Genomic DNA, 13,543 nt, shown 5'->3' on the forward strand with positions numbered 1-13,543 from the left:
CCCCGTGCCAGCTGCGATCAGGGTGATGCAATCGTTCGGCGTCCCGCGCCCGACGACGAATCCCTACATCTCCATGCTGGCACGGGAGCTCAGTTCGACTCCCGGAATCACCCACCTGCCGTTCTCATGGAAAGAGGCGCTGCGGGGCTCCTATGACGTGTTTCACGTCCACTGGCCTGACGCGCTCCTCGCCGCCCGGAATCCCGGAACGCGCTTGGGCAAGCGCCTTGCCTTCGCAGCGCTGCTTCTCCGCCTCCGGCTCAGGGGCACTGCTGTCGTGCAGACGGTGCACAACGTCACGGCGGCCGAGGGACGTGCGCTGGATCGGGCATTGATCGGCCACCTGGAAGACCTGGTGTCCCTGCGCATCCGCATCAACCCGGCGACCGAGGTACCGCCTGACGTTCCCAGCGAGCTGATCGCTCACGGGCACTACCGCGATTGGTTCGGGCCGATGCCCCGGCGCCGGCAAGTGGCCGGCCGAATCGGATACGTGGGTCTGATCAAGGCGTACAAGGGTGCGGACGACCTCGTGGCGGCGTTCCTCGAAGCCCACCGGGCGGAGCCCGCACTTTCGCTGGTTGTGGCCGGCCAGCCTCGTGATGAGGCCATCGCGCAGAAACTGCGCGGGCTTGCGCTGGCAGACCCCGACATCTCCCTCGAGCTCAGCTACGTCCGGGATGAACGGCTCACCGAGATCATCACCGAAAGCGAGATCGTCGTGCTTCCGTACCGGCGCATGCACAACTCGGGTGCGGCTCTCGCCGCGCTGTCCCTCGACCGTCCGGTCCTCGTGCCGCGAACGCCGGCGAACGAAGCGCTCGCCCGTGAAGTCGGCGCCGGGTGGGTTCACTTCTTCGACGGTGCGCTGAGCTCGGAAGCGCTGCTCGAGGCCGTGCACACCGTCCGGGAAAGGTCTGCGGGCCCTCGGCCCCGGCTGGACCTGCGTGACTGGGACCAGACAGGAGCAGACCATCTCCGGGCGTACCAGCATGCCCTGCACCTCTCCATCTGCCGGTCCCTGGAGATGGCGTGATGCCCTACTCCATCACCGTCGCCATCCCCACCTTCCGCCGGCCGGCCGGTATCGTGGCGGCGCTCGAGTCGGTCCTTCCCCAGGCGGAGGCCCTGGGTTCTGGCGGCGAGGTGTCGGTCCGTGTGCTCGTGATCGACAACGATCCGGATGCGTCTGCCCGCGAGCCGGTCGCATCCTTCGCCGTGGATTACGTCCACGAACCAAGGCCAGGCATCGCCGCCGTCCGGAATCGCGCGCTCGGTGAAAGCATGGATTCCGACGCGCTGGTCTTCCTCGACGACGACGAGATCGCGACCGACGGCTGGCTGGCCACCCTCGTCGCGCGGCACCGGGAAACGGGCGCCGACGCTGTTGCCGGTCGGGTCCAGACGGACTTTCCGCCGGGAACAGACCCGTGGGTTCGAGCCAGCGGAGCGTTCCGCCGCCCCGAGCGTGCCGATGGGCAGTCGATGGACGAAGCCGCGACCAACAACCTCCTTCTCGACCTTGCCACGGTGAGGCGGCTCGGACTGCGCTTCGATGAGGCGTTCGGGCTGACCGGGGGGAGCGACAGCCTGTTCACCCGGCAGTTGGTCGCGCGTGGCGGCACCATCCGGTGGGCGCAGGATGCCCTCGTCGTGGAGCTCGAGGACCAGGAGCGGTTCAATCGAGCCTGGATCCTCATGCGCGTGTTCCGTTTCGGCAACACATCGACCCGGGTCGACATCGCCCTCGCACAGGATGCGACCGAGCGGCTGCTCGTGAGAGTCGAGCGATTCTTCCGGGGACTCGTTCGCGTGGCGGGAGGAGGAGCACGCTCCTGCTGGGGCGTGCTCTCGGGCTCCCTGTCTCACCGGGCCCGGGGGCTTCGCACGGTCTACCGGGGGGCAGGCATGATTGCAGGCTCGGGAGGGTTCGCCTTCAGCGAGTACGGCGCGCGCCGCAAGCGGATGGGCATCAGGGCGTGATCAAAGGCGCACACCGACGCAGAAAAGCCGCAGCACAATGCTGCGGCTTTCCTGAGTGGACCGCCGAGGCGGCTTTGGTGAGCCGGTCTTAGCGGCGGACCATCGGTACCGTGGTGCCGGTGAGGTACCAGACGTTGGCGGACATGGCCGGCGTCGGGTTGTTGCCCGCGATGACGGGGCAGTGAACGTACTGGCGGTGCGGTCCGAAGACGTTGCCGGTGATGTTGATTCCCGGGAAGTAACCTGCCGCGACGTTCACGGTGCAGCCGCCACCGTCGAGGTAGTTCTTCGACACGGTAACGCCGTTCACCTGGGGGCGAGTGCGGTCCTGGACGATCTGAATGGCGGCGTTGTGGGAGTGCTCGAGTCGGTTTCCCGTGACGACGATGTTGCTGCCGCCCTGGATCATGATCGAGTCATCGTGGCTCGGGCCGCCACCGTGAGCCGGGTCGGACGTGTAGTGCAGGTTGTTGTGCAGCCACGAGTCCTGGATGCGGACGTTCGAGCTGACCACGCGGATCGGGTCGATCACGTGGTGGATGTTGACGCGCAGCGCGGTGAAGTTGCTTCCGAAGATGCCGTCGGCGGTGCTGCTCGGCGTGGCCGCGTAGATCTCGGAGTCCATGATCGTGAACTTCGCTCCGCTGGCCAGGTTCTGGACGATGCCGGCGTTGCCCGGGTTCGAGCCACCGGTGATCTTGGAGTTCTTGATGACGGCTCCTGGAGCGTCGATCCGAAGGGTGCCGCGGATCTCCCAGCCGTCGAGAACGGTGTTGGCGGTCCGGATGACCATGTTGCCGTTGTGGACCTTGAGGACCTTTCCGGCAGGCACGCCGGTGGTCGTGGCAGACGGGACGGCGAACGGGACGGTGATGGCGGCGGACGCTGCCGTTGCCGGCACGATGGCGCCCGCTGTGGCGATCAAAGCCCCCGCCAGAATGGCAAGAAGGCGCGGTTTATTCAGTTTCGAAGGTGTTTTAGGCAAAGAAAAGACTCAACTTGTCTATCGGGGTCAAAGGAATGCCTGCGCCGTGTGAGAGTCCGAAGGGCGACCTTGGATTTGTGACGAGGCCGTGCCGACCCCTCTACAGGGGGTGTGAGCGGCACGCCTAAGCATTATATGCATACGAATCTGACTGATCGTCACGCTTGCGGACGCCGTCGAGCTCGGGGAGAACCGCCGGCCGCCCCGAATCCACGGGGAAAATCCCGCGTTATTCGTCCGTAGGAATGTTTCTTAAACAGCAGGCCACAGAGCTATTCCTTCATATTCCCAGAGGAGAATTCTTCGGCGTGCCTGAGTGGGGTCCCCGTCACCCAATCGACGTCGAAAGTTTCTTTCCACGAAACATACGCTCGTCCTCGTTTGCGATCATCTCGTGGACGACGCCGGTGATGGCAGCGGCGTACCGGCCGGCGCTGTGCCGGTCTCGCGCCAGGTCCCGGTCTTCGGAGGCCATTGCACGGATTTCTGCCCAGTTGGAGGCGACCTGTTCGACGGCATCCGCGATCGCGTCAGGGCTCGACGGGAGCACCCTCTGCGCCGACTGGTACCTGGACGTCGCCTCCCGCAGCCCTGAGGTCGCGCTGACGATGACCGGTCGACGTGCCAGCATCGCCTCGACGGCCGTGTTGCCGAACGGTTCGTCATAGCGGGACGGCACAACGGCCACGTCCGCCTCGGCGAGATGATCCCAGACGGGATCCTGATAGCCGTGGAACCGGACTGATCCCACCCGCGCAGCCTGGGCGCGAAGATCGTGCTCGTACCACTCGTAGCCCGGGAATACCGAGCCCACCACGTCGAGGGAGGCCGGAATGCCCCGTGCGTGGAGGACGGACAGCGCCGAGACGGCGACGTCCACGCCCTTGCGCGGGGAAAGCCTGCCGACGTACACGAGGCGGATGCCGTCGGTCAGCTCCGCGCGCGCCTCGCTGGCCGTGTCCGGTCCGGGCACGGCGTTGTAGATCACCTGGGTGCGGGCGCCGACCCGCGGGATCGCGCTGTTCAGCACATCGACGCTGTATTCGCTGTTGGCGATGATCCTCGTCGCGAACAGCAGGGGGGTCGCGAGCGCGACTCGCACCAGCCGCCCCGCGGAGCCTTCTGCTTCGTGCACGTGGCACAGCGAAGGGATGCCGGAGAGCCTCGCGAGCGGCAGCCACAGGGGAACGGTGATGGTGTTGACATAGATCGCACTGGGCCGTTCGGTCCTGATCAGGCGGCGCCCGGACAGGACTCCCCGGACGGTAGCGGCGAGGAACCGTGCCAGCCCGCGTGGAGTGACAATGTCCTTTCTCAGTACCGGGGACGGGCAGATCACCACGGTGGCGCCGCGTTTTTCGATCTCGGCGACCAGCGGTCCAGGCACAGGCATGGTGACCGTCACCCGGGCCTGGTCGGCAAGCAACGCGTCGATGCTTTCGAGAAGCACCCGATCGGAGCCGTACAGATCGGCGCTGGGGTGGGCGAGCAGGATGCGATGCCCGGTCATCGTCCTGACCGCCCCGCGCGGTCGAGGTTCCGCATGTCGCCGAACCATTTCACAAGCGCGAGCGCGAGGTGCGCAGCGTTCGCCACAGCCATCGCCGAGTACACGGCGAAGAAGAGGAATGGGGCGCCCAGGAGGAGGAAGACACCGCAGAGGACGCCGTAGTCCGTTGGGAGGAGGAGTACGGATTTGAGCCAGGACCAGTTGCCGTTCGTGGCGGCGTGCGCCACCGACCTGCGATCGCCGCGGTTCGCCTTGAGCTGGTCGTTGAGGATCATGGCGAAGAACGACACGCTCGCGACTGCCCCATAACCGATCGGCACGAGCAGCCAGGCGTCGTTCGGAAGATCGAAGAAGCGGTAGACCGAAATGAGAACGACGGCATGAAGGCAGGCGATCTTCACGCTGTCCACGATGTGGTCGAGCCACTCGCCGGACGCGGAGCCCCCGCCGCGCAGCCGCGCGACCTGGCCGTCGGCAGAGTCGAACGCATAACCGACCGCGAGGGCGAACCAGACGACGACGCCCAGCCACGCCGCCGGGGGCACAAGGGCCACAAGCGCCAGGGCCGAGAACGTGAAGGCGGCGCTGATCATCGTGACCTGGTTCGGTGTCAGGCCTCGTCGAAACGCCCACGCCGCCAGATATCGACCGACCCTCCGGTTGACGTAGATGGAGTACGGCGGAGCGCCGGGCGCCGCGCGCTTCTGGGCAGCGGCCAGCGACCGGACCGTGTCGCTGTAGCTGCCGGACGGAAGGTGTTCCGACCCCGTCGCTGCGGTTGTCTTCATGACAATCGACCCCGGATGACCGCGTCTGACGGTGACGCTACCGGAGCGGGAAAGACGTCCCACCCGTCGGCGCGCAGGCGCCCGCGACTGGCCCCGCGCGTGCTGTACCCGGCAACCAGTCGCGTCGCGAGGGTCTCGTAGGACGTCGTCACGTCCTCCCAGCAATACCGTGCCGCGGCGCGGGACTGGAGGGCCTCGCCGACCTCGAGAATGTGGTGCGGGCTGAGTTCCGCGTCGTCGAGGAGCATCGCGAGGCTCGCGCTGTCGCTGAAATACGAGCCGACCGCGCCGAGGACCTCCCTGTTGAAGACGACGTCCCAGGCCAGGACAGCCGTTCCTGCCCCCATCGCCCGGAGCAGCGAAGGATTGGTTCCCCCGACCGAGTGCCCGTGAAGGTAGGTGTGCGCGTGCGCGTACAGCTGGTCGAGCAGCTCCTGGTCCCAGACGCCGCCGAGCAGCCGGATCCTCGGATCGCCGTCGGCCAGTTCGGAGATTCTGGCCAGGTGCCCGGCGGCGTATGGCGCGGTGCCCACCACGACGAGCGGCAGACCCGCCCGGCTGTTCCGGTAGCCCTCGAGGATGACGTCGACGTGGTTCTCCGGTTCGAACCGGGCAACGACGAGATGATAGCCGTTGGGTGACAAGCCCAGTGCGGCGAGTCGGTCAGTCGGGGTGTGGCTGAGAATCCGCGTTCCGTAGCGAATGAGTTCCGTGGGGACCGCGAACTCCTCACGGTAGTAGTCGGCGATTCCTTCGGCGTCTGAGATCAGGGCATCCGCCTGTCGTACAGCGACCTCCTCGGCCCAGCGATAGTACCGGCGCCCGGCGCTTCCCCACTTGTCCCGTTTCCACTCCAGGCCGTCGACGTGCACAGCGGTCGGGATTCGCCTGGCCCGAAGCAGCGGCAGGAATGGTGCATTGGCGGCGTTGAAGACGAAGGCTGCGTCGACCGGCCGGCCTGTGACGGCGTGCGCCACCGACAGTGCCGTGCGGCTCAGGGTCTCGCACGCTTTCAACTGCAACGCCGGGACGTAGACGAGTTTCATGCCGAGGTGTTCCGGGGTCCGCTCCGCTGTCGAGCGACAGTAAACGGTGACATCGTGGCCGCGCTCCACGAGACGGCGGCCGATCTCCTCCACGGCCGTCTCGAAGCCCCCGTAGGCGGCGGGAACTCCGCGGGTTCCGATCATGGCGATACGCATGGGCAACGACCTCCTGGGTTTGCGTGCGGCACTGTCAATACGCGCCGGCCGGGCGTATGAGAGTCGAGAACATGTGCCGCGGGCACCCGACTGGCAGGAACATCAGATCTCCTCCTCGTCGTGACGGCATTTCGTTGCGCGAATCCGAGAGGCGAGAGTTGCTCACATTTCGGCTTGTATGGATGTTAGGCGCTGTCAAGCCCGCGCGACGCCCCCCAAAATGGGTGGAAACCCGAGGAAAGTCGGGCAAATATGAGCTTTTCTCACCCGAAAAGGGGGGATCCCCCGGCGTTCGTCCCGGGCTAGCCTTTCAGCACAGAACGTGACATTCCATCATGTTTTGAATAATGCGATCACAGTGGGTCGTTGTTTCTCCTTCTTGCCGCATCCGAAGACGGGGGGACGGATTCGTGCGGCCATTTTTCAGCGTGAGAAGAGAAACGACGTGCTCAATTCCAGCAGGCTGACCTCCCGGTTCAGCATGCGTCCTTCGCGACGCTCTGCGGCACTCGTTGCGGCGCTGACCCTGCTCGTCACGCTGCCCGTCCCCGTCGGTGCCGCGCACGCCGTCGGCCCGTGCGATCCCGGGTCGAACCAGATCGTGTGCGAGAACTCGAAACCGGGAACACATCCCGGCGTCTGGGATATCGAGGGAGCCGGCGACGAGAGCATTCAGGGATTCGCAACAGACATCAGCGTCAACGTCGGAAACCGCATCGACTTCAAGATCGATGCCGAGGTGCTCGATTACACCGTCGACATCTACCGAACCGGGTGGTACCAGGGCCTCGGCGCTCGGTTCATCGACACGGCTGACCTCGCGCCGAACCGGCCCGCGGGCCAGGACGAGTGCATCACCGACGCTGCGACCGAGCTCTACGACTGCGGAACCTGGAGCGTATCGGCCTCATGGGACGTTCCGGCCGACGCCGTCTCCGGCGTGTATGTCGCCCTCCTCACCCGCGCGGACACTGCCGGTAGCAGCCACATCACCTTCATCGTCCGGGACGAGGCCAGCACATCCGACGTCCTCTTCCAAACCTCGGACCCGACCTGGCACGCATACAACAGCTACGGCGGCAGCGACTTCTACCAGGGGGCCGATAACGGCCGTGCCTACAAGATCAGCTACAACCGGCCGTTCAACACCCGAGCCGACGAGGCGGGACGTGACTTCTACTTCTCGAGCGAGTACGCGCAGGTGCGGTTCCTGGAGAAGAACGGGTACGACGTCAGCTACTTCAGCGGAGTCGACACCGACCGGCTGGGCACGCTGCTCACGAATCATCGCGTCTTCCTGTCGGTCGGCCATGACGAGTACTGGTCAGGCGCGCAGAAGGCGAACATCGAGGCCGCCCGCGACGCCGGAGTGAACCTGCAATTCCTTTCGGGCAACGAGGGCTACTGGCGAACCAGGTATGAGCCGTCAGCGGACCCCAGCTCGACCGCGTACCGCACCCTGGTGAGCTACAAGGAGACCTGGAGCAACGACAAGATCGACCCGTCGCCCGAGTGGACGGGAACCTGGCGTGATCCTCGCTTCGCACCGCAGTCGGCGGGTGGCGGCACGCCGGAGAACGGCCTGATCGGAACCCAGTACCAGGTGAACCATTCGGACCTGGCCATGCAGGTGTCCGCCAGCGAGGGCAGGCTCCGGCTCTGGCGGAACACAAGCCTCGCAGAACTGCCCCCGGGGTCCACGGCATCGCTCGCCCAGCACACCATCGGCTATGAGTCCAATGAGGATGTCGACAACGGGTTCCGGCCGGACGGTCTTCTTCACCTGTCGACGACGACAGGGGACGTCGCCGAGTACCTCACCGACTTCGGCAGCATCGTCGCGCCCGGTACCACCACGCACCACCTGACCCTCTACCGGGCCGCAAGCGGTGCGCTGGTGTTCTCGGCAGCAAGCATCCAATGGGCGTGGGGGCTGGACTCGGAGCACGACGGAAACGGTGCCCCGGCCGACCGCCGCATGCAGCAGGCGCAGGTGAACCTGCTGGCCGACATGGGAGCCCAGCCCGGATCGCTCGACTCTGCCCTTGTCGCCGCGACGCCGAGTTCGGACACGACAGCGCCGACTGCGGAAATCACGAGTCACACGGACGGAACGACGATTCCGAACGGAGCTGTCGTGGACCTGGCCGGCACCGCGAGCGATGTCGGGGGCCGGGTCGCCGCTGTCGAAGTGTCGACGGACGGTGGCGGGTCATGGCATCCGGCCACCGGCACGGCGAACTGGACGTACCGGTACGTGCAGCAAGGAAGGGGAACGATCGGCGTTCTCGTCCGCGCCATCGACGACAGTGCGAACTTCCCGGCAACGGCGACGTCCCTCGCACTGGACATCACGGGGCCCTTCTCATTCTTCGGGGACGAGATTCCCGCGGTGCCAGACAAGGGCGACGCCTCGCCTGTCGAACTCGGGATGCGCTTCACTCCTGAAATCGATGGATTCGTGCTCGGTGTGCGCTTCTACAAGGGCAGCGCAAACACCGGAACCCACACCGGCTCGTTGTGGGACGACGCCGGGGTCCGACTCGCAACCACAACCTTCAGCGATGAGAGTCCGTCCGGCTGGCAGACGGCGTCGTTCGACACCGGAGCCCCCGTCGTCGCGGGACGCACATACACCGTGTCGTACTACACGCCATCGGGGCACTACGCGGCCCAGCCGTACTTCGGCGCGTACAGGGCAACCACCAACGGCCCGCTCTCGGTCACCGGCGGTTTCGGATCGCAGCCCGCCGGCGTCTACAGCACGACCCGGACTTTTCCGACGAGCGTCTATCAGCGTGGAAACTACTTCGTCGATGCCGTCTTCGACACCGAAGACACGTCACCGTTGCTCGCCACCCAGCAGTGGCCGCTTCCGGGGTCCTCGAGCGTGGCCGCGTCGAGTGTCGTTCGAGCGGTGCTCTCCAGGGACGTGGCGGCGGACTCGGTCGACATCTCCGTCCGTGACAGTCTGGATGCTCGCGTCAGCGGCCAGACCACGTACGATGCCGCGACCCGCACGGTGACCTTCGTTCCGGCCGAGCCCCTCGCCGGCTTCGTGAAGCATTCGGTCTCCCTCACGGTGGACGGTTCGGGCGTGGCACGCGGCGACTGGTCGTTCACGACAGTCAAGCCGCCGGCGGAGCCGGGGATCTGCCCCTGCAGCCTCTACGACGACGGCGACGTGCCCGCCATCCTCGAGGTGGGCGACCCCAACGCCGTCACCCTCGGCGTGCGCTTCTCAGCGACCGACGACGGAATCGTCCGGGGCATCCGCTTCTACAAAGGTGCCGGCAACACGGGCACCCACGTCGGAACGCTATGGACCTCGGACGGTGACCAGCAGCTCGCCACAGCCACGTTCTCGTCGGAGAGCACCTCCGGATGGCAGACCGCCTACTTCTCGCAGCCCGTGACCGTGGCGGCCGACACCGAGTATGTGGCCTCGTACCGGACCACGGTGGGACAGTACGCGGTGACGCCTGGGGCGTTCAGCGCCGGGCTCAGCAACGGGCCGTTGCAGGTGGCCGCGGATTCCGGTGTGTACAGCTACGCCAACGCGTTCCCGAACGCGAGGACATCGACGAGTTACTCCGTCGATGTGATCTTTGAAACGACCCCTGCCCCGCTGGCCGTCGTCAGTACGCTTCCCGCTGCGGGCGCGGTCGATGTGGATCGGAACACCGACGTCTCGATCACGTTCTCGTCTGCGATCGCAGACGGATTCGACGTGCTCGTCGAGGTGGACGGCTCCCGCGTCGACGGCTCGACATCGCTGAGCGGTAACCGCAAGTCGATCCTCTTCCGGCCGGAGTCGAACCTGCCGCCCGACGCTGTCGTCGACGTCACCGCCTCCGGGATACGCTCGACGGCCGGGATCTCCCTCGCCGACCAGGACTGGTCGTTCCGGACGACTGCCTCCACCGCCACGACCACAACACACAGCATCCTCGGCAATGAGACGCCCGCTGTGCTCTCGGCGGATGATGCGTCGCCGGTCGAGCTCGGGATGGCGTTCACCGCGAGCCAGGCCGGCTCGGTGACAGCGATCCGGTTCTTCAAAGGACAGGGCAACGTCGGCACTCATACCGGATCGCTCTGGAACGCGGCGGGTGTGCGACTGGCAACGGTGAGCTTCCCGAACGAATCAGCCTCTGGATGGCAGGTCGCTCGCCTGAACACGCCCCTGCAGCTCAGCGCCGGTGAGGAGTACGTCGTCTCCTATTACGCACCCCAGGGTCACTATTCGTACAGCTCCGCGTACTTCCAGTCCCCACGCACCTCGGGCCCCCTGTCCGCGGTGGTCGGCCGATACCTGTACGGCAGCGGGGGCGGATTGCCGACCTACTCCTGGAACGCATCGAATTACTTCGTCGACATCGAATTCTCGACCGTTGCGACCGAGCCCACGCCCACGCCGACGCCCACGCCCACACCGACACCAACACCCACCCCCACGCCCACGGAGCCGGTCGACCCGCTGACGCAGCCCGGGGTTATCTCGGTCTTCGGGTCGACGGCTGAGCCGTCGAGCACGAACTGGGACGAAGGGGGGCCGGTGCACCTCGGGATGGCCTTCACCACGACGGTGCCCGGGAAGGTGCTCGGCGTCCGGTTCTACAAGGGAACCCTTGATGTCGGTCAGCACACCGGCTCGTTGTGGGGTCCCGACGGGAACGCCCTCGCCACCGTGACCTTTACCCGCGAGAGCGCGAGCGGCTGGCAGTTCGCCGTGTTCGACACCCCGGTGTCCATCCAGCCGGGCACCGAATACGTCGTCAGTTATCTGGCCCCCGTCGGCCGGTACTCGGTGACGGTGAACGGTCTCCTCGACCCCCACCTGAACGGCCCACTGAGCAGCACAGCCGCCGGGGGGCGCTACACCTACAGCACGGGCAAGCCCACCTCGACGACGAATCACAATTTCTGGGTGGATGCCCTGTTCCGGCCGGACGAGTAAGGCATCCCGATGACGAACGATCCCCTTCAGCGATGGGAATGGACATGACGAACAGAACGTTGCGAATCGCCGTTGTCGGCGCCGGTTACTGGGGCCCGAACCTGGCACGAAACTTCTCTGCCAGCCCCGACTGGGACCTTGCGGCGATCTGTGACCTCGACGAGGACCGCGCCAGGCAGGTGTCCGACCAGGTCGGTCACGTGCCCGTCGTTCCCTCGCTCACCGAACTGCTGGCCGCCGACGATCTTGACGCCATCGCCATCGCCACACCCGCGAAGACCCACTTCCCGATCGCGATGCAGGCGCTCGCCGCGGGAAAACACGTGGTGGTGGAGAAACCCCTGGCGGACTCAGGCAGCAACGGCCAGGCGATGGTCCTCGAAGCTGCGGCGCGCGGGCTGATCCTCATGGCAGACCACACGTACTGCTACACGCCGGCCGTCCTCAAGATCCGGGACCTCATCGCCGAGGGCGAACTCGGCGACATCCTCTTCATCGACTCCGTGCGGATCAACCTCGGCCTCATCCAGCCCGATGTCGACGTCTTCTGGGACCTCGCCCCCCACGACCTCTCTATCCTGGACTTCGTCCTGCCGGGGGGACTCCACCCGACCGCAGTAGCCGCCCACGGTGCGGACCCGCTCGGAGCGGGTCGCTCCTGCATCGGCTACCTGGCCCTCCCGTTGGAGAGCGGTGCGATCGCCCACGTCCACGTCAACTGGTTGAGCCCGACCAAGATCCGGCAGATGGTCATCGGTGGAACGAAGCGCACGCTGGTGTGGGACGACCTCAATCCGCAGCAGCGGCTGAGCGTCTATGACCGCGGAGTCGACCTCGGAAAGCAGGCAGCAGGGCGCTCGGACCGACGGGACGCGACGATCTCATACCGCCTCGGTGACACGTGGTCGCCTGCCCTCCCGGAACGCGAAGCACTCTCGACGATGGCGTCCGAATTCGCGTCGAGCATCCGCACGGGCCAGCCCTCGCGCACGGACGGAGAAGCCGGCCGGCGCGTCCTGGCGGTGCTCGAGGCGGCGACCCGGAGCCTTTCCCAGTCGGGCAGCGCGGTGCCGTTGGGCGACAAAGAACGAGAAATGGAGGCAGCGCGATGAGCGAGCTTCGGGGAGCCCGGGTTCTCGTCACCGGAGGGGCAGGCACGATCGGATCGACGATCGTCGACCAACTGCTGGACGCCGGAGTGGACCACGTCGACGTGCTCGACAATCTGGTCCGTGGCCGGCGCGCGAACCTCGACGATGCACTCGCGTCGGGGCGGGTGACGCTCGTCGACGGCGACATCCGCGACCGCGACCTCGTTCACGACGTCACCCGGGGCAAGGACCTCGTCTTCCACCAGGCGGCGATCCGGATCACCCAGTGCGCCGAGGAACCGCGCCTCGCACTCGAGGTGCTCGTCGACGGAACCTTCAACGTCGTCGAGGCGGCGGTCGAAGCATCCGTCGACAAGGTGATCGCGGCCTCGAGCGCATCCGTCTACGGCATGGCTGAAGAGTTCCCGACATCGGAGCGACACCACCACCACAACAACGACACTCTCTATGGCGCCGCAAAGTCGTTCAACGAGGGGATGCTGCGCAGCTTCCGCGCGATGCGCGGCCTGGACTACGTGCTGCTGCGGTACTTCAACGTGTACGGGCCTCGCATGGATGTGCACGGCGTCTACACCGAAGTGCTCGTCCGCTGGATGGAGCGGATCGCCGACGGCAAGGCCCCGTTGATCTTCGGCGACGGCTCCCAGACGATGGACTTCGTCTTCACCACCGACATCGCGCGAGCCAACCTTCTCGCCGCATCGTCGACCCTGACGGAGGGCGTGTACAACATCGCGAGCGGAACCGAGACGAGCCTCCTCGACCTCGCCGAGACCCTGCTGCGGGCGATGGACTCCGGGCTTTCCGTGGAGCACGGCCCCGAGCGGGCTGTGAACGGCGTCGCCCGTCGCCTCGCCGACACGTCAGCCGCCCGAGCCGACCTCGGCTTCGAGGCGACGGTGCCTCTTGAAGAGGGCCTTCGCCGGCTCGTGGGCTGGTGGCAACCGCTGCGGGACGAGATCGCCGCCAACCGGCAGGGAGTTCTGACGTGACCCGGATCAAC

Annotated in this window: 9 protein-coding genes; 5 read left to right on the forward strand and 4 right to left on the reverse strand. The window is 66.3% G+C overall.

Features of this window, described 5'->3' with window-relative positions:
- Positions 1-4 precede the first annotated feature (4 nt).
- Positions 5-1,036: a glycosyltransferase gene (locus ABIE24_RS04350; RefSeq protein WP_354497179.1), complete on the forward strand. Its 1,032-nt coding sequence runs from the start codon at positions 5-7 to the stop codon at positions 1,034-1,036.
- Positions 1,036-1,983 (forward strand): glycosyltransferase family 2 protein, encoded by a 948-nt coding sequence (locus ABIE24_RS04355; RefSeq protein ID WP_354497181.1) that lies wholly within the window; start codon positions 1,036-1,038, stop codon positions 1,981-1,983. The genes ABIE24_RS04350 and ABIE24_RS04355 overlap by 1 nt, the downstream gene beginning before the upstream one ends.
- Before the next feature lie 88 nt (positions 1,984-2,071).
- Here ABIE24_RS04355 and ABIE24_RS04360 read toward each other — a convergent pair whose 3' ends face one another.
- The 4 genes from ABIE24_RS04360 to ABIE24_RS04375 form a co-directional block, all read right to left on the reverse strand.
- A complete protein-coding gene (locus ABIE24_RS04360; protein ID WP_354497183.1) occupies positions 2,072-2,908 on the reverse strand; it encodes a hypothetical protein in 837 nt (278 codons plus the stop codon).
- A gap of 388 nt (positions 2,909-3,296) precedes the next feature.
- Positions 3,297-4,478, reverse strand: coding sequence for a glycosyltransferase family 4 protein (locus ABIE24_RS04365; protein ID WP_354497185.1), 1,182 nt, complete (start codon positions 4,476-4,478; stop codon positions 3,297-3,299).
- Entirely contained in the window at positions 4,475-5,266 is a 792-nt protein-coding gene (locus tag ABIE24_RS04370) for a CDP-alcohol phosphatidyltransferase family protein (protein WP_354497187.1), read from the reverse strand. The genes ABIE24_RS04365 and ABIE24_RS04370 overlap by 4 nt, the downstream gene beginning before the upstream one ends.
- Positions 5,263-6,468: a DUF1972 domain-containing protein gene (locus ABIE24_RS04375; protein ID WP_354497189.1), complete on the reverse strand. Its 1,206-nt coding sequence runs from the start codon at positions 6,466-6,468 to the stop codon at positions 5,263-5,265. Before ABIE24_RS04375 ends, ABIE24_RS04370 begins: the two co-directional genes overlap by 4 nt.
- A gap of 445 nt (positions 6,469-6,913) precedes the next feature.
- Here ABIE24_RS04375 and ABIE24_RS04380 point away from each other — a divergent pair, with 445 nt between their 5' ends.
- Genes ABIE24_RS04380 through ABIE24_RS04390 form a run of 3 tightly spaced genes read left to right on the forward strand, consistent with a single transcriptional unit; the run spans position 6,914 to position 13,532 of the window.
- On the forward strand, positions 6,914-11,428 hold the full coding sequence (locus ABIE24_RS04380) for a DUF4082 domain-containing protein (protein WP_354497191.1): 4,515 nt from the start codon (positions 6,914-6,916) through the stop codon (positions 11,426-11,428).
- Between the two features lie 44 nt (positions 11,429-11,472).
- Positions 11,473-12,540 carry a Gfo/Idh/MocA family protein gene (locus ABIE24_RS04385; protein WP_354497193.1) on the forward strand — a complete coding sequence of 356 codons (1,068 nt, stop codon included), beginning with the start codon at positions 11,473-11,475 and terminating at the stop codon, positions 12,538-12,540.
- A complete protein-coding gene (locus ABIE24_RS04390; RefSeq protein WP_354497195.1) occupies positions 12,537-13,532 on the forward strand; it encodes an NAD-dependent epimerase/dehydratase family protein in 996 nt (331 codons plus the stop codon). Before ABIE24_RS04385 ends, ABIE24_RS04390 begins: the two co-directional genes overlap by 4 nt.
- Positions 13,533-13,543: the final 11 nt, after the last annotated feature.

This window comes from Mycetocola sp. 2940, from assembly GCF_040548835.1.
Classification (GTDB): Bacteria; Actinomycetota; Actinomycetes; order Actinomycetales; family Microbacteriaceae; genus Mycetocola_A.

Excerpts from the sequence above, each read along its gene's own strand:
- ABIE24_RS04355 (WP_354497181.1), top strand. The coding sequence starts at position 1,036 with ATGCCCTACTCCATCACCGTCGCCATCCCCACCTTCCGCCGGCCGGCC.
- ABIE24_RS04365 (WP_354497185.1), bottom strand. The coding sequence starts at position 4,478 with ATGACCGGGCATCGCATCCTGCTCGCCCACCCCAGCGCCGATCTGTAC.
- ABIE24_RS04370 (WP_354497187.1), bottom strand. The coding sequence starts at position 5,266 with ATGAAGACAACCGCAGCGACGGGGTCGGAACACCTTCCGTCCGGCAGC.
- ABIE24_RS04375 (WP_354497189.1), bottom strand. The coding sequence starts at position 6,468 with ATGCGTATCGCCATGATCGGAACCCGCGGAGTTCCCGCCGCCTACGGG.
- ABIE24_RS04385 (WP_354497193.1), top strand. The coding sequence starts at position 11,473 with ATGACGAACAGAACGTTGCGAATCGCCGTTGTCGGCGCCGGTTACTGG.
- ABIE24_RS04390 (WP_354497195.1), top strand. The coding sequence starts at position 12,537 with ATGAGCGAGCTTCGGGGAGCCCGGGTTCTCGTCACCGGAGGGGCAGGC.